The sequence below is a fragment of the Allosphingosinicella sp. genome (assembly GCF_036570505.1).
Classification (GTDB): domain Bacteria; phylum Pseudomonadota; class Alphaproteobacteria; order Sphingomonadales; family Sphingomonadaceae; genus Allosphingosinicella.
In genome coordinates, this window is record NZ_DATCYB010000118.1 from 15,550 (window position 1) to 41,537 (window position 25,988).

Sequence of the window (25,988 nt, forward strand, 5' to 3'; positions counted from 1 at the left end):
GCTTAAGCTCGATTCTTCGCTCGCTTGATCAGACCCGCTTCGACAAGGGCGCGGCGGGCCATCGGCACCGTCATACGCCTATGTTGCAAAAGCATTACCCTATCGAGACTTTCGACGACCCGCTGAACGGCTACGTAGCTGCGTTCGATCCGGGGTATCAGATATTTCGCCAGTTCGGGCGGGGCCGCAACCCCGCGGTCGCCGAGCAGCTTGACGATGAGGTCGCCGAGCAGCGCGTCGTCGGGCTCCTCGATCCGGATTTGCGGGGTGGCCGTCAGGCGCGAGCGCAAATCGGGCAGCGCCACCCGCCAGGCAGGCAGTGGCTCGTCGGCGATGATCAGCAGGGGCTTGCGCCGCTCCTGCGCCTCGTTCCAGGCGTGAAAGAGCGTTTCCTCGTCATGACTTTGGGCGTCGTCGAACAGCCGGCCGCCGGTCTTGCGGACGAAGATGCGGCCCAGAAGGCTGCGGCCGGACTTGCGCGGACCGGTGAGGATCGTCGCCATGACCGGCCAGAGCGACCAGCGCTTGAAATGGTCGAACGCGGCGCGGTTGGCGTCGGAGATGAGGAAATCCTCGTCGCGGTCCGCCACCGGCCAGTCGAGCGGCAGCGCGATCTGGCCCATGCCGGCGCCTATTGTCCGCCCGGGCGGGAGATTCGCAGCGTGCTCCCCGACCCCTGCACCTGCCAGCCCTGCGCCTGGAGCGCGGCCTGGAGCGACGCCGAATCGCCGACAAAGGTGACGCGCATGACCGAGGTGCCGCCGAGCGCCAGGCTGGTAGTCAGCGCCGAGGTAACGCCGTTGATGCGGCTCACCGACAGCTCGGCCTGGCTCACCGTCGCCGCGGTGGGTGTATCCACCTGGATATTGAAGCTGTTGGCGACTCCGACCGGCACCGGTGCCGTGGTGGTCGGCGTGGTGAAGGCGTCGGTCGCGGCCTCAATCTGCTCGGCAAGCTCGGCGGCGATGTCCGGCTCCTCGACGATCAGCGACGGGTCGGGCGTCAGCATTCCGGTCATCAGGGCGCGGGTGTAGGCTTGGTCGAGCCGGCGAACGCCTTCGTCGAGCAGGCGGGGTATGGCGCCGCTATTCTCGACGCGCAGGGTGAAGCGGTCGAGAACGGCGTTGTCGGGCCCGAAGCGCGCGGTGAAGGTGCCGATGGCGGGTCCGCCCGGATAGAGTCGTTTCAGATGAACTTCGGGGACGACGACGTCGGCCGCACCGTAGGAATCGAGGATCATCCGCCACCAGGCGCGGCCGGGGCGGCGGGTCTCGGCGGCGTTGAGAAGGAGCGGATCGATGCCGAGGCCGGTCGGGCGGACATAGTCGATGGCGCTGCCGCCGGTGCGGAAGCGGGCCCAGGCCTTCTGCCACTCGTTCTGGAATTCGAAGCTGTAGCGGGTCGAACCCGTCTGCAGGATGGGGATGACCAGCATCGGCGCCGATCGCCGGACGGGGCCCTGCGTCCCACCCAGCATCTGGCCGGCGCGGGCGCGATCGAACAGGATGCCGAGTTGGGCGATATAGCGCTTAGGGCCGATCTGCTCCTGCTCGACGACGATACCGGCGACGATCGTGTTGAGCACCGAATCGGTGAGATCCGGCGCCTGCGACGCGGGGCGGCCCGTGGACTTGGCCCAGAGCGCTGCCCAGCCGAGGCGCTGCGCCTGCCGCCAGCCCTCGAGCCGCGCTTCCTCCGAGGTCTTGCCGCTGGTATCGACCTCGATGCCGCTCACCTCCAGGGTGCTGGAACTGTCGATCGGCGGCACGCCCCGCTCGGCGCCCTCGAGCTGTGCGTAAAGGGCGCCGCCCCCCGCCATGGCGAGGGCGCCGGCCATCAGGATGAGGGGGGCACGACGTCTGAAAAGCTTCACAAGGCGCCTTTTGGCGAGTTGATCGTGGAAATCCAAGCCTGTTGTCGCTAGGCGCGCTGATATGAGTGAAACGGACGAGCAGACTGAGCCATACACTTACGCCAAGGCGGGCGTTTCGATCGCGGCCGGCAACGCCCTGGTCAGGGCGATCGGCCCGCTGGCGAAGTCGACCGCGCGGCCGGGTGCGGATGCCTCGCTCGGCGGTTTCGGCGGCTTCTTCGACTTGAAGGCCGCGGGCTACAGTGACCCGTTGCTGGTCGCGGCCAATGACGGCGTCGGCACGAAGCTCAAGCTCGCCATCGACAGCGGGCGCCATGACGGCGTCGGCATCGATCTCGTCGCCATGTGCGTCAACGACCTCATCGTGCAGGGCGCCGAGCCGCTCTTCTTCCTCGACTATTTCGCGACCGGCAGACTGGAGAGCGGCGTCGCGGAAGCCGTGATCGCCGGCATCGCCGAGGGCTGCCGCCAGGCCGGCTGCGCCCTCATCGGTGGCGAGACGGCGGAGATGCCGGGCATGTATGCCGAGGGCGACTACGACCTCGCCGGCTTCTGCGTCGGCGCGGTGGAGCGTGGGCAAGCGCTCACGGGCGACAAGGTGAAGGCGGGCGACATCATCCTCGGCCTCGCCTCCTCCGGCGTTCACTCCAACGGCTTCTCGCTGGTCCGCCGCCTCGCGGCCGACAAGGGCTGGAAGCTCGACCGCCCTGCGCCGTTCGAGCAGGGCCGGCTGCTCATCGACGCGCTGCTGGAGCCGACGCGCATCTATGTGAAGGCGCTGCTGCCCATCGTCCGCAGCGGGCGCATCCACGCGCTCGCCCACATCACTGGCGGCGGGCTCCTCGAAAACATCCCGCGCGTGCTGCCGGAGGGGCTGCATGCCTTCGTCGACGCCGATGCCTGGGCGCAGCCGCGGCTGATGGCCTTCCTCCAGGCGCAGGGCAATATCGAGCCCGGCGAGATGGCGCGCACCTTCAACTGCGGCATCGGCATGGCACTGGTCGCCGCTTCGGATCAGGCTGAAGCCGTCGCCGCCGATCTCGACAGGGTGGGCGAAACCGTCTTCACCATCGGCCGCATCGAAGCCGGCCAGAAGGGCTGCACCGTCTCCGGGTCGGCCGAAGCCTGGAGCGCCCGCGCCGCCTGGACCGCGACCCATCATGGCTGAGAAGGCGCGGGTCGGCGTCCTCATTTCCGGGCGCGGCTCCAACATGGCCGCCCTGCTCTACGCATCACGGCAGCCGGATTGCCCCTACGAGATCGCCCTCGTCGCCTCGAACAATCCCGATGCAGCGGGCCTCAAGCTGGCGGAGGCGGAGGAGGTGGCTACCTTCGCCCTAGGCCACAAGGGCATGAAGCGGGCCGACTACGACCGCATCCTCGACGCCGAACTGGCCAAGGCCGGCGCCCAATATGTCGCGCTCGGCGGCCACATGCGGCTCCTCTCGGCGGAGTTCGTCGAGAAGTGGGAAGGCCGCATGATCAACATCCATCCCTCTCTCCTCCCCAAACACAAGGGCCTCGACACCCACGCCCGCGCGCTGGAGGCCGGCGACAAGGTCGCGGGCTGCTCGGTCCACCTCGTCACCGTCGAACTCGATTCGGGCCCGGTACTGGGCCAGACGGAAGTGGCGGTGATCGAGGGCGATACGCCGGCGACTCTTGCCGCCCGGGTGCTGATCGCCGAGCACCAGCTCTACCCGCGCGTCCTCGCCGAGCTGGTCACCCGCGAAACGCGCCCGGAAGCGCTGCTCGACAGGTTGCGCGAAATCGCCCTCACCCTCCCCGCCGCCGAGGAGAAATTGTCGCATGGAACGCCAGCTTTCGCGGTAACGGGGGGCAAGATGTTCGCCTATTTCAGCGACGACCACCACGGCAACGGCATCACCGCGGTGCTGGTCAAGACGAGCGGCGCCGAAGAGCAGGCGATGCTGATCGAAGCCGAGCCGGACCTCTATTTCCGCCCCGCCTATCTCGGGCCATCGGGCTGGATCGGCCTGAGGCTGGACCAAGGCGATGTCGATTGGGACCATGTCGGGGAATGGCTTTTGAAGAGCTGGCGCATGGCCGCGCCCCGCAAGCTGGCCGATGTGATCTAACTGCCGTCATTCCCACGAAAGCGGGAATCCCGCTACGGGCGGCAGAGCCCTGCAAGAAGCGGGACTCCCGCTTTCGCGGGAGTGACGGGAAGGTGTAACGGGAGAGCCATGTCCGAGAAGCAGACCAAGGCCCAGGCCGCCGAAGCCGCCGCGATCCGCCGCCGCTGGATCACGCTGGGCGAAATCGTCGCGGTGGCGGCGCTGATCATTTCCGGCCTCACCTTCTGGAACAGCTATAGCGAACGCACGGCATCCGAGGCGGAGCGGGCAGCGGAAAAGGCGGCCGCGGCGGAGGCGGAGCAAGACGCCGCCGAACGTTCGCAAACGCTGTTGCTGAGAGCCCATGTGATCGGCGGCGGAACCAGCCTTGCCCTCGCGCCGGCGGATTCGGGTCAGGTCATCCAGAGCCAGACCCTCATCTTCCCGAAAGCGTTGGGCGTCGGTTCGATCGAGGCCGTGATCGAGCCCAGGATCGAGGCGCGGTGGATCGACGAGGCGGTCGAGGAGATGGATCGTTCAGGGTCGGCCGGCGGCGACCTGCGCCTGCCTGTCGCCATCACCACCCGCTTCGTGAGCGATGGCGAGACCTATAGCGACACGACGCTCTACGACGTCGGTTATCGACTCGACAACGGGATACTCGACACCGACGTCGAGCTTATCGGCCTCTCCAGAATAGAACGGACCCAGCCGTCCGCCGCCCAGGCCCGCCTCGACGCGATCTGGAAGTCGCGGCAGTAATTCCTCCCCGAGACAAGCTCGGGGAGGAGCTATCAACCGACGATCTCTTCGGGCTTGAAGAAGAAGTCGATCTCCGTCCTGGCATTCTCCGCGCTGTCGGAGCCGTGGACGCTGTTGGCCTCGATCGATTCGGCGTGGACCTTGCGGATGGTGCCCTCGGCGGCGTCGGCCGGATTGGTGGCGCCCATCACTTCGCGGTTCTTCGCCACGGCATTCTCGCCCTCCAGCACCTGCACGACGACCGGGCCGGAGATCATGAAGGCGACGAGATCGTTGAAGAAGGGCCGCTCCTTGTGCACGGCATAGAACCCCTCAGCCTGCTCCCGCGTCATGCGGATGCGGCGGGAGGCGACGACGCGAAGCCCCGCCTCCTCCAGCATCTTGGTGATCGCGCCGGTGAGATTCCGGCGGGTGGCATCGGGTTTGATGATCGAAAAAGTGCGCTCGGTCGCCATGGCCGTTTACAGCTCCATTGATGCGGGATTGATTTGGCGCGCTCTCTAGGCGCCGCTGCGCGAAACCGCAAGCGGGGCTACGACCTCATCCTATGTTGAAACGTCGGATGAACCGCTGAGTCTCAGGCTCGGTCATCGGCTCAAGGCGAGGGAGCGCAATAACACGCAAGCCAAGATAGTGTTCGTGCTTCCGCTCTAGAGGGGACACGATCACTACGCCCCGGATGCCTAAACCGAGAGCCTCGTCCACACCCCAAGCAGCGTCCCAGATGGGGTCAAGCTGTCTGTCGGGGATAGGGTCGGTCCGGGCAAACCCCATTCGATGATCCGGGCAGGTTCCGGAGCGAACGAGGATGCCGCCCTCTACAGCCGCGATCACAAGAGCTTCGAAGTGAAGCTGATAGGCACCATTCTCGAGCGGAGTTGCGCCCCAGCATTCTTTCAAAAACGCATCGTCGGATCGCTCCCAGGCCGATGCGCAGTTCGCAGCGGCCAGCAGACACGAAACGGCCAGAACGATCCCGCGCATGCCGACACCTTCGCAGTCCAGCGGAGAGTTCGCAATGACTGGTCACGCACTCCCATCACAAGACCTACGGCCCTTGCACCCACTTCCCCTCAACCTGCTTCCAATAGCGGCATTCCGCTTCGGGCTTGTCCTTGAGCGCGCGCCAGCTTTGGCGGGCATCTTCGATGTGGGCGCCGTCGAAGAAGTAGAAGGCGCGGGCGAAGGTCAGGGCTTCGTCCCGCCAGCGGCCGTCGGCGAGGGCGATGTTTTGGGCGCCGTTCAGGGGCTCCGGTTCGGGAGACAGGAGGATGGGCTGCTCGCCCGGCGCGGGGCCGTCGTGGCGGCCATGGAGCAGGAAGGAGTCGCGGGCGTAGCTCCAGAGCTGGCTGTCGAGTTGGTCGAGGAGGTTGGGCTCGGCGACGACCAGCAGCCTTTCCTTCTCGGAGAGCAGCTTCTCGCCAATGCGTGGAAGGACGCGCTCGATCGGTGAGGCGGTGAGATGGTAGAAGTCTACGAGCATATCAGGCGACCAGGCGCGAGGGACCGCTAGACACTGCACGGGTAATCGTCACCCCGGACTTGATCCGGGGCCCAGGGACACAGGTGCTTTCGGAAAAGGCGGTGTCTTGGGTCCCGGCTTTCGCCGGGATGACGTGAGGGCGTCATGAGATCAGCCTTCGAAGTTATCCTTCACGAACCTATCGATCAGCGCGACGCCGTAGCCGGTGGCGCCCTTGTCGTAGAGGTGGCCGGCCTTGTTGGCCCAGACCATGCCGGCGATGTCGAGATGGGCCCATTTGACGCCCTCCTCGACGAAACGCTGGAGGAAGGTCGCGGCGGTGATCGAGCCGCCTTCGCGCGGGCCGCTGTTCTTCATGTCGGCGATGGGGGAGTCCATCAGCTTGTCGTAGGCTTCGCCGAGCGGCATCCGCCAGACCTTGTCGCCGGTCTTGAGACCGGCGTCGGTGAGCTGCTGGGCGAGGCCGTCGTCGTTGGAGAACAGACCGCCATATTCATAGCCCAACGAGATGATCATCGCGCCGGTGAGGGTGGCGAGGTCGACCATCACTTCGGGTTTGTACCGGCGCTGCGTCCAGGCCATGGCGTCGCTCAGCACGAGCCGCCCCTCGGCGTCGGTGTTGATAACCTCGATGGTCTGGCCGGAGAGCGAGGTCACCACGTCGCCGGGGCGCTGCGCCTTGCCGTCGGGCATGTTCTCGACGAGACCGCAGACTCCGACGACGTTGGCCCTAGCCTTACGGATGGCGAGCGCCTTCATCGCGCCCGCGACGGCGCCGGCGCCGCCCATGTCCCACTTCATCGCCTCCATGCCCTGGGCGGGCTTGATCGAGATGCCGCCCGTGTCGAAGGTGACGCCCTTGCCGACGAAGACCACGGGCCTGGCGTCCCCGCCCCCGTTCCAGCGCATGGCGAGGAGGCGCGGCGGACGGGCGGAGCCGATCGCGACGCCCATCAGCGCGTTCATGCCGAGCTCGGTCATCGCCTTTTCGTCGAGCACTTCGATCTCGACGCCGAGCGGTTCGAGATGCTTGCGCGCGCGCTCGACGAAGGTCTCGGGATAGATGACATTGGCCGGCTCGGTGACGAGCTCGCGGGTGAACGAGATGCCTTCGAGCAGAGCCGCCTCGTCCGCCCAGGCCTTGTCGGCACCCTTACCCCCGCCGACGATCACCACTTCCTCCAGCGTCGGCTGCGCCTTCTTGACGAGCTTGGTGCGGTAGACGTCGTATCGCCAGGCCCGCGCCGCCGCGCCGAAGCCCAGACGCGCCGCGGCCTCGCCGTCCAGGTCCAGCCCCGTCAGGTCCACCACCAGCTTGGTTTCGCCCGAGGTCAGCAGCCGGGCGGTCAGCGCCCCGCCGACGCGCTCGTACAGCGCTTCGTCGTCGCGCTTGCCGCCTAGGCCGACGATCAGCAGCCGGCGGGCGGAATCGCCCTCGGTGATGAAGCTTTCGGCGATCGCCGCCACCTCGCGTTCGAAGCGCTGGGCCTCGGCCGCGCGCGCCGCCAGCGTCCGCCCCGCCTCGTCGAGGCCGGCAAGCCTGTCCGCCAGCATGTCCTCGCTCCAGACCGGAATGGCGAGCGCATATTGGCCATCGGGGCGCTGATCGACGAAGCTGACTTTCATGGGTGGAATACCTCCTGGACAGGAATCGGACGCCCGGAGACGTCAAGGAACTGGCGGACCTGATAGGCGAACGGCTGGCCGGTGGCAAAGCGGGTCCGCCGGCTTCCGCCATTGCAGGGAACGATTTGGGGTGCGATAGGCTCGTTCGTCGCGTGTGCCAATGCGGCGGGGCCAAAGTTGCGGAAATTGTCGACGACGCTGAATCTCCTTTGCCGGACGGCCCTGCCCCTGCTGCTGTGCGCGCCGGCCTTAGCAGCGGCGCAGGAGGTCACCCCCGCCGCGGCACCCGGCGAAGAGGAACGGCAGGTCGATTTCAGCGCCGACCAGCTGACCTACGACACCGATGCCGAGATCGTCACCGCGAGCGGCGACGTGCGGATGACGACCGAAGGCAACAACCTTCGCGCCGACAGCGTCATCTGGAACCGCCAGACCGGCGAGGTCCGCGCCGAAGGCAATGTCCGGATCGTCAATCCCCAGGGCGACGCCGCCTATGGCGACAGCATCGTCCTCACCGACACCTTGCGCGACGGCATGGTCGACAATCTGCTCCTCGTGCTGGAGGACGGCGGCCGGCTCGCCGCCGACCGGGCCGAGCGGGACGAGGGCCGGACCACCCTCTTTAGCGCCACCTACTCCCCCTGCGCGGTGGTCGACAGCGAGGGTTGCCCCAAGGACCCTACCTGGAAGATCACCGCCGTCCGCGTCGTCCACGACCCGGTCCGCAACCGCATCAGCTATGAAGGGGCGACGCTCAACCTGTTCGGGATACCGATCATCGGCCTTCCCGGCCTGTCGCACCCCGACGGCACTGAGGGCGGCGGCACCGGCCTGCTCGTTCCGGACATAAGGATCAGCCGCAGCAACGGACTGGAGCTGAGCCTCCCTTATTATTTCAAGGTCGCGCCCAACAGTGACGCGACGATCACACCGCACGTTTACACCGACGTGGCGCCGATGCTCGAAGGCCGTTACCGCCAGCTGACGGAGCTCGGCGCCTTCCAGCTCGGCGCCTATGTGACCCACAGCTCGCGTATCGGGCTCGATCCGCTGGCTTCGTCGGCGCCCGACCGCAACGAGGGCATCCGCGCCTATCTCGAGGGCAGCGGAAAATTTCAGCTCGATCCGCAATGGAGCATCACCGCGTCGGGGCGCTACGTGACCGACCGCACGTTCCTCCGCCGCTACGACATATCGCGCGACGATCGCCTTCGCAGCGTCGTCAACGCGGAAAGGATCGGCGAGGACAGTTATATTTCCATCGCCGGCTGGGCCTTCCAGGGCCTCCGCATGACCGACGTCGCCGGCCAGCAGCCGGTGGTCCTGCCGGCGGTGGACGCACGCTGGCGGTTCGACGATCCCGTCTGGGACGGCACGATCCAGGTACAGGCCAACAGCCTGTCCATCCTCCGCACGGAGGGGCAGGACACGCAGCGCGCCTTCGCCAGCGCTCGCTGGGACAGGCGGGCCATCACGGCCATGGGCCAGGAGTTGACCCTTACCGCTTATGCGCGGGGCGATGTCTACCATACGGACGACACGCTCCTCACCTCCAACCTATCGTATCGCGGCGATGAGGGTTGGAGCAGCCGCGCGATCGGCGCGGTGGCGGCCGACCTCAAATGGCCGTTCATCGGCGAATTCATGGGTGGGACCCAGCGCCTGACACCGCGAGTCCAGTTCGTCGCCTCTCCGCCCACCACGAATCTCGAGATCCCGAATGAGGACGCTCGCGCCGTCGACCTGGAGGATTCGAACCTTTTCGCCCTCAACCGCTTCCCCGGCTACGACCGCTGGGAGGACGGCACCCGCGTCACCTACGGCCTCGAATGGGCGCTCGACCTTCCGAAGACGGCGATCCGCACGACGATCGGCCAGAGCTATCGCCTCGACGAGAAGCCCAGCATCTTTCCGCCAGGCACGGGCCTTTCCGACCAGTTTTCGGACATCGTCGGCCGCACCAGCGTGAAGCTGGGCCGGAAGCTGAACCTCGTCCACCGCTTCCGGCTGGACAAGGACAATCTGGCGATCCGCCGCAACGAGATCGACGCCGTCGTCGGCGGCCGGCAGACCTACGCGACGGTCGGCTATCTGCGCCTCGATCGCGACATCGATCCGACGATTGAGGATCTCAGGGACCGTGAGGAAGTCAGGGTCGGCGGACGGGTCAAGTTCGCCAACTACTGGTCGATATTCGGCTCGGCGGTCGTCGATCTGACCAATCAGGAGGAAGACCCCTTGGCCGACATCGACGGTTTCGAGCCGGTCCGGCACCGGCTGGGCGTCGCCTATGACGACGACTGCATAGAAATCGGGGTGACCTGGCGGCGCGACTATGAGACCACCGGGGACTTCCGTCGCGGCAACACCTTCCTGTTCCGGGTGGCGCTCAAGAATTTGGGCCGCTAATGTTCCGGATGCAGGAGAGCCTGCTAAGCTTGGGTTCAGCAACATCGCGGCACATAAGCGGCCTGCATTTACTGGAGGAATGATGAAGCTCGGCACTTTTGGTAGGGCGGCGTTGATGCTGGCCGGGTCGGCCTTCGCCGCTGCGGCCGTGGCGCAGACTGTTGGCGACGAGGGCAGCAGCACGACCGACGCGCTCAACATCCCCGCCAATCCCGAGATTTTCGGCGAACGCGATCCGTCCGTCATTACCGCAACGGCCATCGTCAACGGCCATGTCATCACCGGCACCGACGTCGACCAGCGCACCGCGCTCATCCTGCTCTCCAACCAGGCGACGCAAGTTCCGGCCGAGGAACTGCAGCGGCTGCGCGCCCAGGTGCTTCGCAACCTGGTCGACGAGACGCTGCAGATCCAGGCCGCCGAGGCCGCCGACATCAAGGTCGAGCAAAGCGAGATCGATCAGTATTTCGCGCAATACGCGCAGAATTTCGGCAGTACGCCCGAGGCGTTCGCCGAATTCCTTCATTCGAAGGGATCGTCGGCGCGCGCGGTCAAACGGCAGATCCACGGCGAGATGGCCTGGACCCGCCTTCAGAGCAGTCGGATCGAGCCTTTCGTCAATGTCGGCGAAGAGGAAGTGCAGTCGATCATCGACCGGCTCCAGGCCTCCAAGGGCCAGCAGGAATATCGGATCGCCGAGATTTTCCTGTCGTCGACTCCCGAGACGGCGGCGGAGACGCAGGTCAATGCCGCGCGCATCGTCGAGCAGCTGAGGAACGGCGCGTCCTTCCTTGCCTATGCGCGGCAATTTTCCGAAGCGTCCACCGCGGCGGTCGGCGGCGATCTCGGTTGGGTGCAGGCGGAACAGTTGCCCGGCCAGCTGGCCGAGGTAGCGCGTGCGATCCCGGTCGGACAGGTGAGCGATCCGATCGCCATTCCGGGCGGCTATTCCATCATCGCCGTTCAGGATGCTCGCCAGGTTCTCACCAGCGATCCGCGTGACGCGGTTCTCAGCCTGAAACAGCTTTCCGTCACCTTTCCGGAGGGCATGACACGGGACCAGGCGGCGCCGCTGGTCGAGCGGCTGGCCGAAGCCGGCCGGACCATGGGCGGCTGCGGCCGCGCCGAGGAAACGGCCGCGAAGATCGACGCGGAGGTGGTGTCGAGCGACCAGGTGAAGGCGCGCGACCTGCCGCGCGCGCTGCAGGAAATGCTGCTCAGCATGAACATCGGCCAGGCGACGACGCCGTTCGGCTCGTTCGAGGAAGGCGTTCGCATCCTCGTCCTGTGCGGCCGCGACGATCCGGTGGCGACCGATGGTCCTTCGTTCGATCAGGTCTACGCGCAGCTCAATGAAGAGCGAGTCAATCGCAGGGCCCAGCGTTATCTGCGCGATCTTCGCCGCGACGCCGTGGTCGATTATCGATAAGAGGAGCTGATCTTGCCGATGCCTCTTGCTGTCGCGCTGGGAGATCCCGCCGGCATAGGGCCCGAGATCATCGCCAAGTCATGGGAGCGGCGGGAAGCGGACAAGGTTCCGCCCTTCTTCGCCGTCGGCGATTGTGACGCGATCGGCGTCGTTTGGAGCGGACCCTTGCGGGCGATCACCGATCCCGGCGAAGCGCTCGACTGCTTTGGAGAGGCCCTGCCCGTCATCCGCATCGGCGGCGGGCGCGGCGTTACGCCGGGCGCGCCGGACGTCGAGGGCGCGCGTGGCTCGCTCGACGCGCTGGAGCTCGCGGTGGGTCTCGCCCGCTCGGGCGCCGCTTCCGGTCTGGTCACCGGGCCGGTTTCCAAATCGCAGCTTTATGCGGTCGGCTTCACCCATGCCGGACAGACCGAGTTCGTCGCCGAACGCTGCGGCGTTTCCAGCGAACTGGTGGCGATGATGCTCGTGGGGCCGACGCTGAAGACGGTTCCCGTCACCGTCCATGTCCCCTTTCGCGACGTCCCCGAGGTGCTGACAACCGACGCGATCATCGCCAAGGCGCGCGCGACGATACGAGGCCTTCAGCGCCAGTTCGGGATTGAGCGGCCCCGCCTCGCCGTCGCCGGACTCAACCCCCATGCCGGAGAGGGTGGCGCCCTGGGGCGGGAAGAAATCGAGATCATCATTCCCGCCATAAAGCAGCTGCGCGACGACGGCTGCGATGTCGGCGGCCCCTACCCCGCCGATGCGCTGTTCCATGAACGGGCGAGGCGAAGCTACGATGCCGCGCTCTGCATGTATCACGATCAGGCGCTGGTCCCCTTGAAGACCCTTCACTTCGACGAGGGCGTCAACATGACGCTGGGCCTCCCCATCGTGCGCACGTCCCCCGACCACGGCACCGCGTTCGACATCGCCGGCAAGGGTCGGGCGGAGCCCGGTGCGATGATGGCGGCGCTCAAGACAGCCGACGCCTGCGCCCGGCGCGTTGCCGAGGCGTGACGGACCTACCACCGCTCCGTGACGTGATAGCGCGGCATGGCTTGAGCGCATCGAAGGCGCTGGGCCAGAATTTCCTACTCGACAGCCAGCTCCTCGACCGCATTGCCCGCGTGCCGGGGCCGCTGGAAGGCGAGCGCGTCTACGAGGTGGGGCCCGGGCCGGGCGGGCTGACCCGCGCGCTTCTGAAGACGGGGGCTCGGGTCACGGCCGTCGAGCGCGACCGGCGCTGCCTGCCGGCACTGGCGGAGCTCGACGAGGCCTTCGGCGGCCAGTTGACGATCATCGAGGGCGACGCGCTCGCCATCGACGCGGCGGCCGAGGTCGGAGTGGGCGCGCATATCGTCGCCAACCTTCCCTATAATGTCGGCACGGCGCTGCTCGTCCGCTGGCTCGGCGGAGAGGCTTGGCCGCCCTGGTGGAAGTCGCTGACCCTGATGTTCCAGCAGGAAGTGGCGGAGCGGATCGTCGCCCGGCCGGGCGACTCGGCTTATGGCCGGCTCGCCGTCCTCGCCCAGTGGCGGAGCGAAGCCAAGCTGGCGATGAAGGTTCATCGTTCGGCCTTCGTGCCGCCGCCGAAGGTGATGTCCGCCGTTGTCCACATCGTGCCCGGGCAGGCGCCGGCAGGGGTTTCCGCGGCAAGGCTGGAAAAGCTGACCGCCGCCGCCTTCGGCCAGCGCCGGAAGATGCTGCGGCAGAGCCTCAAGAGCCTGCCCGGCGCGCTCGAGGCGCTGGAGCGGCTCGGTATCGATCCGGCGCGGCGCGCGGAAACGCTGGCGGTGGCCGAGTTCGTGGCCGTCGCGCGCGCTATGACGGATTAGTCGTCCGTCTCCGGGATCTTGGTCGCGGGCGCCTGCGCGGTCATGACCTCGGTCGGCGGACCCTTGGCGATTACCGCGGCAAGCGTCGTGGCCTGCGGGCACGGCGTGTCGCAAAGGGTCTTGATCCGATCGAGATTGCGCTTGGCCCGCGCGACGGCGCCGCGCTGAACCAGTGCCTCCCCCTGCCCCGCCAGCGCGCCGAGATCGTTGGGCTCCAGGGTCAGGGCCTCGGAATAGAGCTTGATCGCTTTGCCGGGCAGCTTCTGCGCCTGGGCCACCTTGGCCATGGCGGAATAGGCCGCGCGATTGCGGGGATCGACGACCAGCGCCGTCTCCAGCGCGTCTACCGCCGCGTCATACTCACCCGAAGCCGTAAGCGTCTCGCCCTGCTGCAGCAACGCCAGCGACTGCGGGTCGATCTGGGCGTCGGGCCGTTGTCCGTGTCCCGCGCTCGCCATGGTCGCCAAGGCGATCGCGACTGAAAGGGCGATAGGGGTAAGGCGCATCAAAATCTCCATATTCCTGTCGTCGGCGAGTTTAGCATGACGCTCGCCACCGTGCGACGAAAAAGCCGTCGGTCCCGTCATGGGCCGGCGTCAGAAGCCGCCCCGGACCCGCGGGCCTGCCGCCATTCATGACAGGCGCTTCCGATACCAAGGCTGAACGACGCTCGCCCAGGGCCTCGGCCTGATCCCGTCCCTCGCGGGCGAGGACGGAGCAGACGGCATAGACCAAATGTCCACCGGGGCGGACCAGTTCCGCGGCCATGTCGAGAAGCCGTGCCTGCAGCGCGGCCAGGCGATCGAGCCGTTCGGGTGTCAGCCGCCACCTAAGCTCCGGGTTGCGCCGCCACGTCCCCGTCCCGGAGCAGGGCGCATCCACCAGAACGACGTCGGCCGCGCCGTTCAGATCGGAAAGGGCGGCGATCTCCCTGTTCGGGTCCAGAAGGCGCATTTCGACAATCGCTATCCCCGCGCGCTCCAGACGCGGCGTCATCCGCGAGAGGCGGGTCCGGTCGGTATCGCTGGCGATCAGCCGGCCGCTATTTCCCATCTCCGCCGCCAGCGCCATTGTCTTGCCCCCTGCCCCCGCGCACAGATCGACCACCGTCATTCCCGCACGGGCGTCGCAGGCGATGGCAAGGAGTTGGCTGCCCTCGTCCTGAATCTCGACGAGCCCGGCTCGCCAGGCGTCGGTCGCCTCCACCTGGAAACCGTCGGGCAAACGGAGGCCCATCGGCGAGAGGCATGTAGGAACGGCTTCCGTGAGCGCGGCAAGAGCCTCCTCCTGGGTGCCCTTGAGGGCATTGACGCGCAGGTCGAGCGGCGCGCGCTCCAGCAAGGCAGCGAGGTCGCTCTCGTCAATTAGGGGGTCGAGCCGATCATGCAGCCATCGCGGCGCGCGGGTCGCCAGCGAGACATCTTCGCCGGGCAACAGCGGTGATGGGCCGTGAGGCGACCCGTCGAAAAGCGCGAGAAGATCCGGCTCATCCTCGGCCTCGCCTAGTATCGCCGCGCGGCCCGTGGTTGGCCTTTCGCCAGATCGTCGGATGGCACGGTAGACGAGCTCCCGGACGGCGCGGCGGTCCTTGGAGCCTGCATAGCGGCGGGTCTTGAAATAGCGGGCGATGAGCGTGTCCGCCGCCGCGCCGCCTTCTCGGGAGGAAGCGATGATCTCATCGAGCAGCTCGATCGCCGCCTGGGCGCGGCCGGCGGGCGTCACCTTCCCCTCCCGCTTGCGGGAGGGGATCGAGGGGAGGGCATGTAAGATGGGCCAGGCTCGGAATCCACAAGCCCTCCCCCGGCTCCTCCCGTAAACGGGAGGGGAGATTTACCGCGTCGGATAATTGGGTGCCTCGCGGGTGATGGCAACGTCGTGGACGTGGCTTTCGCGAAGGCCCGCATTGGTGATGCGGATGAACTGGGCGCGGGTCTGGAGTTCCGCGATGGTTGCGGCGCCGGTATAGCCCATCGCCGCCTTCACGCCGCCGACCAGCTGATGGATCACGTCCTTGGCGTGACCCTTATAGGGCACCTGACCCTCGATGCCCTCGGGCACGAGTTTCAGCTGGTCCTTGATGTCCTGCTGGAAATAACGATCCGCGGAGCCGCGTGCCATCGCGCCGACCGAGCCCATGCCGCGATAGCTTTTGTAGCTGCGGCCCTGATAGAGGAAGGTCTCGCCCGGCGCTTCCTCCGTGCCGGCGAGTAGCGATCCGATCATGACCGTGGAAGCCCCCGCCGCGAGCGCCTTGGCGACGTCGCCGCTGGTGCGCAGCCCGCCGTCGGCGATGACCGGCGTGCCGCTCTTCGCCGCCTCGTTCGCCGCATCCAGGATCGCGGTGAGCTGGGGCACGCCGACGCCGGCGACGACGCGCGTAGTGCAGATCGAGCCGGGTCCGATGCCAACCTTCACGCCGTCCGCGCCGGCGCCGATCAGCACCTTGGTCGCTTCGGCGGTGGCGACGTTGCCGGCGATTATCTGGACGGCGTTGGAGATTTTCTTGATCCGCTCGACCGAGGCGGCGACGTCCTTGTTGTGGCCGTGGGCGGTGTCGATGACGATGAGGTCGCACTCGGCGTCGATCAGCGCCTCGGTCCGCTCGAACCCCTTGTCGCCGACCGTCGTCGCGGCGGCGACCCGCAGGCGGCCCGAGCGGTCCTTGGTGGCGGAGGGATAGGTGACCGCCTTCTCGATATCCTTGACGGTGATGAGGCCGATGCACCGCTGGTTCTCGTCGACCACGAGCAGCTTCTCGATCCGGCGCTGGTGAAGCTGCCGCTTGGCTTCCTCCTGAGTGACGCCGGGGCCGACCGTGACGAGGTTCTCGCTCGTCATCAGCTCCGACACCGGCTGCCGGGGGTTTTCGGCGAAACGGACGTCGCGGTTGGTGAGGATGCCGACCAGGCGTCCGTCCTTCTCCGTGATCGGGATGCCCGAGATGCGGTGGCGCGCCATCAGCTCGAGCGCATCGGCCAAGGTCTGGTCGCGTGTCATGGTGATAGGGTTCACGACCATGCCGCTTTCGTAGCGCTTCACGGCGCGAACGGCCGCCGCCTGCTCGTCGACTTCCAGGTTGCGGTGGAGCACGCCGAGACCGCCGAGCTGGGCCATGACGATCGCCATGTCCGCCTCGGTGACCGTGTCCATCGCCGAAGAGAGGATCGGGATGTTAAGGCCGATCTCCCGGGTCACCCGCGTCCTGGTATCGGCCTGGCTCGGCAGCACGCTCGATTCGCCGGGCTTCAGAAGCACGTCGTCGAAGGTGAGCCCCAGGCTGATGTCCATATGATTGTCTCGCGTGTCGGGATTCGGTGCCGCTACATAGGAAGGTAAGACCGCAAGCGCTAGCGCCGCGGCTGATACTCCTCCGGATCGGCCAGCTTGCGGCCGAGCGCGATCAGAAGCTCGGTGTCCTCCGCCGCGCCCTCCAGCACCAGCGGCCGGTCCAGGTCGTCCCCGGGCTTGTGGTAAGGGCCGCGGAGGAAATCCTCCAGGATCTTCATGTTGGCGAAGGAGCCGCCGACCATCACCGTCGGAACGCCGGCGCGGGTCAGCACCCAGCCATCTTGTCGCTGGACGAAGGCGTTGGCCTCCGTGTCCGTATCGACGGCGCGGCCGAGCGCGCGCGCCGTTGCATCGACCAGCGGGTCGAGCGGCGTGGTGCCGCGGCCGACGATCGCGACCGGCTCGCCGGCCCCGGCGATCGCCACTGTGTCGATATTGATGGCGGCCACCAGGGTTTCGAGCGGAACGGTCGGATGCGCGCCGAAATATTCGGCGCCGAGCAAGCCCATCTCCTCGGCCGTCGTGCCCATGAAGAGCAGGTCGCGCACCGGTCTCGGGCCGTCGGCGACAGCGCGGGCGATCTCGATCAGCATGGCGATGCCGCTGGCATTGTCGACGGCGCCGTTGCAGATGCGGTCTTTGGCACTCTCCGGCCGGCAGATGCCGAGATGATCCCAGTGGCCGAGATAGAGCACGCTCTCGCCCGTCTCGCCGCTGCCGCTCAGGCGACCGATGACATTGTGCGACGTATAAGGCCGCACCTGCGTCGAGACATCGAGGGAAGCGGTGAGGTCGAGCGGCACGGGCCTAAAGGCTATCGCGCGGGCGCTGGCGACATCGCCGCCGCCGGTCCGCACGAGCCTCTCCCCCGCCCCGAGCGCCATCGCCCCGGTGATGGGCGCGCGGCTGTCGGTGCCGAGCTTCGTCTGTCCGCGCTTGTAGGAGCCCGTGACGGCTGGCCAGGGAATGTCGTCGCCCATGATCGCGATAACGGCGGCGGCGCCCGCCTTCGTCAGCGCCTCGGCCCGCTTCGAATAGCCGGGCGCGCCTTCGGGAGCATCGTAGAGAATGAGGGCCACCGCCCCGTCCAGATTCACGCCGGCCAGCTGCTCGGGAAGAGCCTGGCCAACGAACCAGACCGGCGCGTCGTTTGTCGTCTCCCGCGCCTCGGTGCCGAGAAAGACGATATCCTTCCGGTCGAATTCGACCGGCGCGCCCTTCGACGCCCACAGCGCGAGGTGACCGAAGGGCGTCCGCTCGACCAGCGGGACCGGCTGATACCAGTCGCCGTCGCCGGCGGCCGGTTCGAGGCCGATCTCCTGAAACTGACCGGCAATGTAGCGGAGGGTCTTGTTCTCCCCCTCGGTCCCGGGCTCCCGCCCCTCGAAGGCGTCGCTGGCCAGCACCTCGATATGCCGTCGCATCTGCTCGACGCTGACGGCGAGCGGCTGGGCGGAGAGAGCGGCAGGGAAGAGGAGGAGGAGCGCGGCGCGAAGCCAAACCTTGGAAATCATGCAACCGCTTAGGCGGTCCCGGCCGCAGCTGGCAAGGCGCGTCAGCGGTGCGCCCGGGCGATCACCGCTCTTGCCTCGGTGACGTGCATGTCCTCGATCATGCGCCCTTCGAAGCGCTCGGCCCCGCCCGTCGCCGCGGCGATCAGGCGTTCGGCGGCGGCAACATCCTCCTCGCTGGGGCCGAAGATGCGATTGGCGGTCTCGATCTGGCTCGGGTGAATGAGCGACTTGCCGTCATATCCGAAGGACCGGCCCTCCCGGCATTCGGCCGCCAGGTCCTCTTCGTCGTCCAGCCGGTTGTAGACGCCGTCGAACGCCGGCACGCCGGCGGCGCGCGCCGCCAGCACGACCGTCTGCAGCGCGTGCATCAGCCCCCCGCGCCCCGCTCCGCCGGGGATGCCAAGGTCGGCGACGAGATCGTTGGTGCCGATGATGAGGCCCACCGCCTCCTTCGCGATCGCCGGCGCTTCGAGCACGCCCGCCGCCGTCTCTATCATGGCCAGGATCGGCTTTTCGGTCAGTTGTCCCGCGTCATGGACCTGCCGCCGGCTCTCGACCTTGGGAAGCACGATATAATCGGCGCCGCCGCGCCTCACCGCCACCACGTCGTCGCCGAAATAGGGGCTCCCGACCGCGTTGAGACGGATGGCCGAGGGCTTGTCGCCGAACCCCTGGGCGGCGGCCTCGGCCGCCATGCGGCGCGCCGATTCCTTGTCCTCGGCCTTCACCGCGTCCTCGAGGTCAAGGACGACCAGGTCGACGGGAAGGTCTCGCGCCTTCTCTATCGCGCGCGCGTTGGAAGCGGGCAGGAACAGCAGCGAGCGGCAGAGCCGGAGGTTCGAAGGCGTCATGGATCGATTCTGCTTGGAAGCCGGCCCGCTTGTCTACATTATATAGCCATTGGGGCTTTGGGGGAGTTGAGATGATGGAAGCGACCGCACTGTTCTTCATCCTTGCGCTGGTGATCATCTACCTGATGGCCAGTATCAAGATCGTGCGGCAAGGCTATCAATATACGATAGAATATTTCGGGCGCTTCACCGTCGTCGCCCGCCCCGGCTTCAACTTCTACCCCGCCTTCTTCTATCGCGTCGGGCGCAAGGTGAACGTGATGGAGCAGGTGCTCGACATCCCCGGCCAGGAGATCATCACCAAGGACAACGCCATGATCTCGACCGACGGCGTCGTCTTCTTCAACGTGCTCGACGCCGCCAAGGCCGCCTATGAGGTGTCCGATCTCTACAATGCCATCCTCAACCTCGTGACCACGAACCTGCGCACCGTCATGGGCTCGATGGACCTCGACGAGACCCTGTCGAAGCGCGACGAGATCAACGCGCGCCTGCTCCACGTGATCGACGACGCCACCACGCCGTGGGGCGTGAAGATCACCCGCATCGAGGTGAAGGACATCCGCCCGCCCGCCGACATCGTCAACGCCATGGCGCGGCAGATGAAGGCCGAGCGCGAGAAGCGCGCCAACATCCTCGAGGCCGAAGGCATGCGCGCCTCCGAAATCCTTAGGGCCGAAGGCGAGAAGCAGGGCCAGATCCTCCAGGCCGAGGGCCGCCGCGAAGCCGCCTTCCGCGACGCCGAGGCGCGCGAGCGTCAGGCCGAGGCCGAAGCCAAGGCGACGCAGGTCGTCTCCGAGGCCATCGCCGGTGGCAACAATCAGGCGCTAAACTACTTCATCGCGCAGAAATATGTCGAGGCGGTGGGCAAGTTCGCGACCTCGCCCAACGCCAAGACGATCCTCTTCCCGGTCGAGGCGACGCAGCTCATCGGCACCTTGGGCGGGATCGGCGAACTCGCGCGCGGCGCACTGGCCGGAAACACCGTGCCTCCGCCGCCCGCAGGCAAGCGGCCCGGACCGTTCGAGGGGCCGGCGCAATGAATCTCGACGGCATCGACCCGGCCTGGGTCTGGCTGATCGCCGCCGCGGTGCTTGGCATCGCCGAGCTCCTGATGCCAGGCATCTTCCTCATCTGGCTGGCGGCCGCCGCCGCGATCACGGGCTTCGCGACCTTGCTCTTCGACATGCCGGCCGCCTTCCAGTTCGCGCTGTTCGGCCTGCTCTCGATCGGCGCCGTCTATGTCGGCCGCCGCTGGTACACGGCCAATCCGGTCGAAAGCAGCGACCCCCTGCTCAACGACCGCGCCGTCCGACTGGTCGGCGAGACCGTGGTCGTCGTCTCCGTGATCGAGGACGGCCACGGCCGGGTGAAGGTGGGCGACAGCGTCTGGTCCGCCCGCGGCCCCGACGCCGAAGTCGGCGCCCGCGTCCGCGTCGTGGGTGCGGATGGAGCCTGTCTCAAGGTCGAGCCAAGCGCCCGAGCTTAGGGAGAGGATTGCGCAGCAATCGTCGAGCAGCGCAAAGAGAACGCGCAGGCCGGCCAGCGGCGGCCGGTTTTCCGCTGAAGAGCCTGTACGCCGCCGCCGCGACGCCGTCTTCCGCCTGGGCTGGGCCTGGGCGCTGGAGCTCTCCGCCGCCGACGAGAGTGCCGCGCGCCGCTCCACCTCCGCCTGCGACGCTCCCGTGCGCATCGCCCCGCAAGGCAGCCGTCTCCTCCAGCGCCGGCGGATGCGCTGAGTCCGCTTCACCGAGGCGCGCCAGCAGACCTTTCTCGATCATTTCGCCGGCACGGCCGATGCCTACGCGGCGGCCGAGGCGGCGGGTGTCGGCTATGCGACGGTCTACGTCCACCGCCGCCGCAACGCCGACTTCGCCGCCCGATGGACGAAGCCCTGCACATGGCCTATCCCCGGCTCGAGGCCGAGGCGTGCGCCAGCGCCTGGAGGCCCAGCGGCTGCGCGAGGAGATCGTGCTCGCCGGCGAAACAGCCCGGGAGTTCGACCGCGTCATGAAGCTGCTCGCCCGCTGGGACCGCCGCGGCGGCGCCATCGGCCAGCGCGAAGTCCGCCACCTCCAGCGCGCAACCTTCGACGATGCTATGGAAGCCCTCGAAAAGAAGCTCCGCAACCTCGGCATCCCCATCCCCCCTCTTCCCCCGCCATCGCCGGGCCACACGGCATGAGTCCGAATGACGCCAAACCGATCGCCCTCCGCTTCGAAACCGGCCGAGCTAAACTCGCCGACCACTTCCCCGATCTGGAAGACCAACTCTGCGCCCTCACCTAGTCCGGCTATCAGGGCGCGGAGAGCGCCGACAGAGCTGACGCGAAGGTATGGGCCATGACCGAACTCTTTGAGAGCGGAACGGGCGGAGCCGCGGATTCGGGTACAAAGCACCTCGGGGTGCTTGAAGAAGCGGGGATACTCCGCACGAAGTGGAAGTCGCGGTCGAAGCACCATTTTTGGAACGTGAGCCATTGCGACGGTTGTGGCGTATGTGGCTCGGTCCTGTCGCCGAAGGCCCATCGGAGGAAGCTGATGTTGAAGGTTACGGTGACGAGCGTGCTAGTCGATGACCAGTCATGCCGACGAGGAGGTGTGGGGCGATTTGCGGCGCCTAGCGAAAAGCATCTATTTCATGGAGGAAGCAACGGAATGAGAATCAAAGCAAACCTGACGACATTGCTATCGTGCCTGATCTTTGCCACGCCGGCTCTGGCCACAGAAAACACCTATATAGCCGCCGAGAGCATCCCATTTGCCTTTGAGGCACCGGGTCAGCCGCAGCAACTCGGCCCGCTCTGGGGCGTCAGATCCAAAGGGCCTGCCGGAACACTGCTCAAGGTGCCGGCCGACTTCCGGGCGCCAATCCACGCCCACACGGCGGATTACCGCGCCATCGTCATCGAAGGCCAATGGAAACATTGGGTGCCCGAGACCGGCGAGGGCCAGGAAGTCGAGCTTCTCCCGGGCGCCTACTGGACGCAGAGGAAGGATCAGATGCACGCCGACGCCTGCGTTTCCGAAACCCACTGTGTGATCCTGCTTATCAACGAGGATCCGTACGAAACCTATCTCGCCGAGTAAGCGCAATTCCATCCAAGGAGTGCCGCGTTGGAGCTCAATCTGAAAGGTAAGACGGTCGTGGTGGTCAGCGCCAGTTCAGTCGCGGGCAAGGCAAGTCCACGATCACTTCAACGTCGAACGGAAGCGGACATTGCGCTTTTGGCGGGTTAGGCCGCTAAGAAGTCGGTCCGCTATCGACCCACAAGCCGCCACTTATCCGGTTATTCTCGCAACACCGCCAAATCAGGCTCCACCCACCCCAGCCGCGCCTCTTTCGAGAACAGCCGTTCCCGGCTGTAGAACCTGAGCGGCCAGCCCCGCCGCCCCTCCGGCGCCTGCAGCAATGCATTCACCTTCTCCGCCAGCGGTAACCCCGCGTCCGTGCGCGCCAGGCAGCCCCGCACGCCCCGGATGAAGCACTGGGTGATCGTCTCGTGATAGCCCTGCGTCTCGTCGTTGATGCCGCCGACGCTCTCGTTAAAGCGGCGGATGAGGGCGCGGAGGTCGCGCTCCAGCACGACGTCGGGCCGCTCGACGATCAGCCAGAGGCAGGCGGCGAGGTGAGCCTCGTGGGTCCATTCGGCCTTGGCGAGGGAGCAGGCGATGAGCCCCTCCCCGGTGTGCCGCACCGCCGCGTCGCTTTCAAACAGCCGCGGCTCGTCAGTCTCGCTCATTCCTTTCCTCCCATAGAAAAGGGAGCGCCCCGGCCCTCGCCAAAGCGCTCCCTCTTGTTTCCTTCCTCTCTTCAGGGTCCCCATCAAAGTATCACTTTGATGGGATAAGCTTTACGCCGCGCTGGGGGCTGCTTCCTTCACGCCTTGGTCGACATGGGCTTCGAACTTGGCGAAATTGTCGATGAACAGCTTCACCAGCTTGGCCGCCGTCGCGTCGAAATCCGACTTGTCGGCCCAGGTCTCGCGCGGGTTTAGAATCGCGCCGTCGACGCCTGGCACGCTCACCGGCACCTCGAAGCCGAAATTCTCGTCGGTGCGGAATTCGGCGTTCTTGAGGCTGCCGTCGAGCGCGGCGTTGAGGAGGGCGCGGGTCGCCTTGATCGGCATGCGCTTGCCGACGCCGTATTTGCCGCCCGTCCAGCCGGTGTTGACCAGCCAGCAATCGACGTTGCCTCTGGCGATCCGCTCCTTGAGGAGGTTGCCGTAGACCGACGGATGGCGCGGCATGAAGGGCGCGCCGAAGCAGGTCGAGAAGGTCGCTTCCGGCTCGGTCACGCCGATCTCGGTGCCCGCCACTTTCGCCGTGTAGCCGGACAGGAAATGATACATCGCCTGGTCGGGCGTCAGCCTGGCGATCGGTGGCAGCACGCCGAACGCGTCCGCCGTCAGCATGACGATGTTCTTTGGCACCGGCCCCATATTCTCTTTTGACGCATTGGGGATGAAGTCGATCGGATAGGCGCCGCGCGTGTTCTCGGCCTTCGAATTGTCGTCGAGGTCGAGCTCGCGGGTGACGGGATCGATCACCACATTCTCCAGCACCGTGCCGAAGCGCTTGGTGGTGGCGTAGATCTCGGGCTCCGCCTCGGGCGAGAGGCGGATCATCTTGGCATAACAGCCGCCCTCGAAGTTGAAGACCGCGGTATCCGACCAGCCATGCTCGTCGTCTCCGATGAGCGTGCGGCTGGCGTCGGCCGACAGGGTCGTCTTGCCGGTGCCGGAAAGGCCGAAGAAGACGGCGGTGTCGCCCTTGGGACCGATATTGGCCGAGCAGTGCATCGGCATGACGCCCTTGGGCGGGAGCTGGTAGTTGAGGACGCCGAACACCGACTTCTTCATCTCACCGGCATAGCGGGTGCCGCCGATCAGGATCATCTTCTCGGTGAGGTTGACGGCGATCACCGTATCGGAACGGCAGCCGTGACGCGCCGGATCGGCGCGGAAGCTCGGCAGGGCGATGATCGTAAATTCGGGAACGAAGTCTTCAAGCTCGCTCGCCTCGGGGCGGACCAGGAGGGTGCGGATGAACTGGTTGTGCCAGGCGAGCTCGTTGATGACGCGCACGCGGACGCGGTGCTCGGGCTGCGAGCCGCCATAGAGGTCGGCGACGAACAGCGTGTCCTTCTTGGCGACCTCGGCCAGGAAATCCGCCTTCAGCGCCGCGAAATGCGCCGGCGTCATCGAGGCGTTGTTGTCCCACCAGATCGTCCCTTCGGTCTCCGAATCGCGGACGATGAACTTGTCCCTGGCGGAGCGGCCGGTGTGCTTGCCGGTCTCGACGACCAGCGGGCCGTCCTTGGCGAGAACGCCCTCGCCGCGGCAAACCGCCTGCTCGACAAGCGCGGGAATTCCCAGATTCCAGCGCAGCTCGGCGCTCGTTTCAATGCCCTGTTCGGCAAGCCCGTGTGCGGGCACGCGATTGGCCACGACAATCTCCTGTTTGAATCGACAATGGCGGCCCAGACGCGCCGCCGACCTGTGGGGGCCCGCATATATAAGAGCGCGGGGCGCGTCAAAAGCGAAGCGCGTCCGCCGGTTGCGGGCATGCGCCGCTTTGGATAGACCCCCCCCATGCGGCGAAAGGCGTGAACATGTCGACAGTGATCGCTCTCGTCGACGACGACCGCAACATCCTCACCTCGGTTTCGATCGCGCTCCAGGCGGAGGGGTTCATCACCCGCGTCTATTCGGACAGCGAGGCCGCGCTGAAGGCGCTCACCGAAAATCCGCCCGACCTGGCGGTGCTGGACGTCAAGATGCCCCGGATGGACGGGATGGAGCTGCTCCGGCGTCTCCGCGAGAAGAGCGCCATCCCCGTCATCTTCCTCACCTCCAAGGACGATGAGCTGGACGAAGCCCTCGGCCTCGCCATGGGCGCCGACGACTATATCGCCAAGCCCTTCTCCCAACGCCTCCTGATAGCCCGCATCCGCGCGGTGCTGCGTCGGGCCGAAATGCGCGCCACCCCTGTGGACGAAGAGGGAGAGGCAGCGGAGCCAGCGCAGATCGTCCGGGGTCGGCTCGCCATGGATCCGGCGCGGCACCGTGTCACCTGGGGCGGCAAGGACGTGACGCTTACCGTCACGGAGTTCATGATCCTCGAAGCGCTCGCGCAGCGCCCCGGCGTCGTCAAATCGCGCAACCAGCTGATGGACGTAGCCTATCAGGACGACATCTATGTCGACGATCGTACCATCGACAGCCACATCAAGCGCCTTCGGCGCAAATTCCGGGCCGTCGACGAAGATTTCGGCGCGATCGAGACGCTTTACGGCGTGGGCTACCGTTTTGCCGAGGAATGACGAGCGCGACCTGGCGCTGCGCTGGTCGGGGCGGCTGTCGCTCACGCAGCGCATCCTCGCGGTCAACATCTTCGCTTTGGTCATCCTTGCGGGCAGCTTTTTCTACCTCGACAGCTACCGCGCCCGCGCGACCGAAGGGCGGCTGGAGCAGATCGAAACCGAGGCGAAGCTGATCGCGGCCGCGCTGGAGGCGGCGCCGCCAGCTGCCAGGAAACCCCTGCTCAACCGGCTGGGGGCCGAATCCAGGACACGGCTCCGCATCTACGCGCCGTTCGGCGGCAAGCGCATGGACAGCTGGGCGGGGGCGCCCGCCACCTACACGCTGCGCAATCCGGCCATGGAGCCGTGGGACAAGCGCGCGGCGCGGATCCTCGACGATATCGTAAATACGATCGTTGGCGCGGATCAGCCGCCGCCTTTCGTCCCCGATCCGAGCGAGTCGCTCGCGACCTGGCCCGAAGCGCGGGCGGCACTGGCCCTGGGGCGCGCGACCGCGGCTCTGCGCGAGGCGCCGGAGGGCTCGCCCTTCCT

At 66.8% G+C, this 25,988-nt stretch carries 26 protein-coding genes; 13 read left to right on the forward strand and 13 right to left on the reverse strand.

Annotated elements, in window-relative coordinates:
- Positions 1-2: 2 nt before the first annotated feature.
- A complete protein-coding gene (locus tag VIR62_RS15075; RefSeq protein ID WP_431872590.1) occupies positions 3-623 on the reverse strand; it encodes an HdaA/DnaA family protein in 621 nt (206 codons plus the stop codon).
- A gap of 8 nt (positions 624-631) precedes the next feature.
- Complete coding sequence (locus tag VIR62_RS15080; RefSeq protein ID WP_431872592.1) at positions 632-1,873, reverse strand: heavy-metal-associated domain-containing protein; 1,242 nt, start codon at positions 1,871-1,873, stop codon at positions 632-634.
- 61 nt (positions 1,874-1,934) lie between these two features.
- On the opposite strand from VIR62_RS15080, the gene purM reads away from it, so the two are divergent.
- The 3 genes from purM to VIR62_RS15095 all read left to right on the forward strand — a co-directional run bounded on the left by purM (position 1,935) and on the right by VIR62_RS15095 (position 4,713).
- Positions 1,935-3,041 carry a phosphoribosylformylglycinamidine cyclo-ligase gene (purM, locus tag VIR62_RS15085; RefSeq protein ID WP_431872594.1) on the forward strand — a complete coding sequence of 369 codons (1,107 nt, stop codon included), beginning with the start codon at positions 1,935-1,937 and terminating at the stop codon, positions 3,039-3,041.
- On the forward strand, positions 3,034-3,972 hold the full coding sequence (gene purN / locus VIR62_RS15090) for a phosphoribosylglycinamide formyltransferase (protein WP_431872596.1): 939 nt from the start codon (positions 3,034-3,036) through the stop codon (positions 3,970-3,972). Before purM ends, purN begins: the two co-directional genes overlap by 8 nt.
- 108 nt (positions 3,973-4,080) lie before the next feature.
- Entirely contained in the window at positions 4,081-4,713 is a 633-nt protein-coding gene (locus VIR62_RS15095) for a hypothetical protein (RefSeq protein WP_431872598.1), read from the forward strand.
- A 32-nt stretch (positions 4,714-4,745) separates the two neighbouring features.
- On the opposite strand, the gene ndk is transcribed toward VIR62_RS15095, so the two are convergent.
- From ndk to VIR62_RS15115, 4 genes are all read right to left on the reverse strand, one after another.
- Entirely contained in the window at positions 4,746-5,168 is a 423-nt protein-coding gene (gene ndk, locus VIR62_RS15100) for a nucleoside-diphosphate kinase (protein WP_431872600.1), read from the reverse strand.
- Between the two features lie 85 nt (positions 5,169-5,253).
- A complete protein-coding gene (locus VIR62_RS15105; protein WP_431872602.1) occupies positions 5,254-5,697 on the reverse strand; it encodes a hypothetical protein in 444 nt (147 codons plus the stop codon).
- A 64-nt stretch (positions 5,698-5,761) separates the two neighbouring features.
- The gene (locus VIR62_RS15110; protein WP_431872604.1) at positions 5,762-6,196 is read right to left on the reverse strand and encodes a DNA polymerase III subunit chi; all 435 of its coding nucleotides are present in this window, start codon (positions 6,194-6,196) and stop codon (positions 5,762-5,764) included.
- A 150-nt stretch (positions 6,197-6,346) separates the two neighbouring features.
- The gene (locus VIR62_RS15115) at positions 6,347-7,822 is read right to left on the reverse strand and encodes a leucyl aminopeptidase (RefSeq protein WP_431872606.1); all 1,476 of its coding nucleotides are present in this window, start codon (positions 7,820-7,822) and stop codon (positions 6,347-6,349) included.
- 186 nt (positions 7,823-8,008) lie between these two features.
- Between VIR62_RS15115 and VIR62_RS15120 the strand changes: the two genes are divergently transcribed.
- From VIR62_RS15120 to rsmA, 4 genes are all read left to right on the forward strand, one after another.
- The gene (locus VIR62_RS15120) at positions 8,009-10,231 is read left to right on the forward strand and encodes an LPS-assembly protein LptD (RefSeq protein ID WP_431872607.1); all 2,223 of its coding nucleotides are present in this window, start codon (positions 8,009-8,011) and stop codon (positions 10,229-10,231) included.
- A gap of 79 nt (positions 10,232-10,310) precedes the next feature.
- Positions 10,311-11,660 carry a foldase protein PrsA gene (locus VIR62_RS15125; protein WP_431872609.1) on the forward strand — a complete coding sequence of 450 codons (1,350 nt, stop codon included), beginning with the start codon at positions 10,311-10,313 and terminating at the stop codon, positions 11,658-11,660.
- Between the two features lie 18 nt (positions 11,661-11,678).
- Positions 11,679-12,662, forward strand: coding sequence for a 4-hydroxythreonine-4-phosphate dehydrogenase PdxA (gene pdxA, locus VIR62_RS15130; RefSeq protein WP_431872611.1), 984 nt, complete (start codon positions 11,679-11,681; stop codon positions 12,660-12,662).
- Positions 12,659-13,480 carry a 16S rRNA (adenine(1518)-N(6)/adenine(1519)-N(6))-dimethyltransferase RsmA gene (gene rsmA, locus VIR62_RS15135; RefSeq protein WP_431872613.1) on the forward strand — a complete coding sequence of 274 codons (822 nt, stop codon included), beginning with the start codon at positions 12,659-12,661 and terminating at the stop codon, positions 13,478-13,480. Before pdxA ends, rsmA begins: the two co-directional genes overlap by 4 nt.
- On the opposite strand, the gene VIR62_RS15140 is transcribed toward rsmA, so the two are convergent.
- The 5 genes from VIR62_RS15140 to VIR62_RS15160 form a co-directional block, all read right to left on the reverse strand.
- Complete coding sequence (locus VIR62_RS15140; RefSeq protein WP_431872614.1) at positions 13,477-13,986, reverse strand: tetratricopeptide repeat protein; 510 nt, start codon at positions 13,984-13,986, stop codon at positions 13,477-13,479. The two genes, rsmA and VIR62_RS15140, sit on opposite strands and share 4 nt — an antisense overlap.
- 31 nt (positions 13,987-14,017) lie before the next feature.
- Positions 14,018-15,202, reverse strand: a complete 1,185-nt coding sequence (locus VIR62_RS15145; protein WP_431872616.1) for an RsmB/NOP family class I SAM-dependent RNA methyltransferase — start codon at positions 15,200-15,202, stop codon at positions 14,018-14,020.
- A gap of 108 nt (positions 15,203-15,310) precedes the next feature.
- Positions 15,311-16,768: an IMP dehydrogenase gene (guaB, locus tag VIR62_RS15150; protein ID WP_431872617.1), complete on the reverse strand. Its 1,458-nt coding sequence runs from the start codon at positions 16,766-16,768 to the stop codon at positions 15,311-15,313.
- A 59-nt stretch (positions 16,769-16,827) separates the two neighbouring features.
- On the reverse strand, positions 16,828-18,282 hold the full coding sequence (locus VIR62_RS15155; RefSeq protein WP_431872619.1) for a M28 family peptidase: 1,455 nt from the start codon (positions 18,280-18,282) through the stop codon (positions 16,828-16,830).
- A 41-nt stretch (positions 18,283-18,323) separates the two neighbouring features.
- On the reverse strand, positions 18,324-19,133 hold the full coding sequence (locus VIR62_RS15160; RefSeq protein WP_431872620.1) for an HpcH/HpaI aldolase/citrate lyase family protein: 810 nt from the start codon (positions 19,131-19,133) through the stop codon (positions 18,324-18,326).
- 74 nt (positions 19,134-19,207) lie between these two features.
- On the opposite strand from VIR62_RS15160, the gene VIR62_RS15165 reads away from it, so the two are divergent.
- The 4 genes from VIR62_RS15165 (at position 19,208) to VIR62_RS15180 (ending at position 22,222) form a co-directional block, all read left to right on the forward strand.
- Positions 19,208-20,176 (forward strand): SPFH domain-containing protein, encoded by a 969-nt coding sequence (locus VIR62_RS15165; protein ID WP_431872637.1) that lies wholly within the window; start codon positions 19,208-19,210, stop codon positions 20,174-20,176.
- Positions 20,173-20,622 carry an NfeD family protein gene (locus VIR62_RS15170; RefSeq protein WP_431872622.1) on the forward strand — a complete coding sequence of 150 codons (450 nt, stop codon included), beginning with the start codon at positions 20,173-20,175 and terminating at the stop codon, positions 20,620-20,622. Before VIR62_RS15165 ends, VIR62_RS15170 begins: the two co-directional genes overlap by 4 nt.
- 440 nt (positions 20,623-21,062) lie before the next feature.
- On the forward strand, positions 21,063-21,317 hold the full coding sequence (locus tag VIR62_RS15175; protein WP_431872624.1) for a hypothetical protein: 255 nt from the start codon (positions 21,063-21,065) through the stop codon (positions 21,315-21,317).
- Between the two features lie 473 nt (positions 21,318-21,790).
- On the forward strand, positions 21,791-22,222 hold the full coding sequence (locus VIR62_RS15180) for a DUF4437 domain-containing protein (RefSeq protein ID WP_431872626.1): 432 nt from the start codon (positions 21,791-21,793) through the stop codon (positions 22,220-22,222).
- A gap of 200 nt (positions 22,223-22,422) precedes the next feature.
- On the opposite strand, the gene VIR62_RS15185 is transcribed toward VIR62_RS15180, so the two are convergent.
- Complete coding sequence (locus VIR62_RS15185; protein ID WP_431872628.1) at positions 22,423-22,875, reverse strand: hypothetical protein; 453 nt, start codon at positions 22,873-22,875, stop codon at positions 22,423-22,425.
- Positions 22,876-22,986: 111 nt separating this feature from the next.
- Entirely contained in the window at positions 22,987-24,582 is a 1,596-nt protein-coding gene (locus VIR62_RS15190; protein ID WP_431872630.1) for a phosphoenolpyruvate carboxykinase, read from the reverse strand.
- A 164-nt stretch (positions 24,583-24,746) separates the two neighbouring features.
- Here VIR62_RS15190 and VIR62_RS15195 point away from each other — a divergent pair, with 164 nt between their 5' ends.
- Positions 24,747-25,457, forward strand: a complete 711-nt coding sequence (locus VIR62_RS15195) for a response regulator transcription factor (RefSeq protein WP_431872632.1) — start codon at positions 24,747-24,749, stop codon at positions 25,455-25,457.
- Positions 25,444-25,988 (forward strand): sensor N-terminal transmembrane domain-containing protein (locus tag VIR62_RS15200; protein WP_431872634.1); only part of this gene is annotated, 545 nt, incomplete at its 3' end. The genes VIR62_RS15195 and VIR62_RS15200, both read left to right, overlap by 14 nt.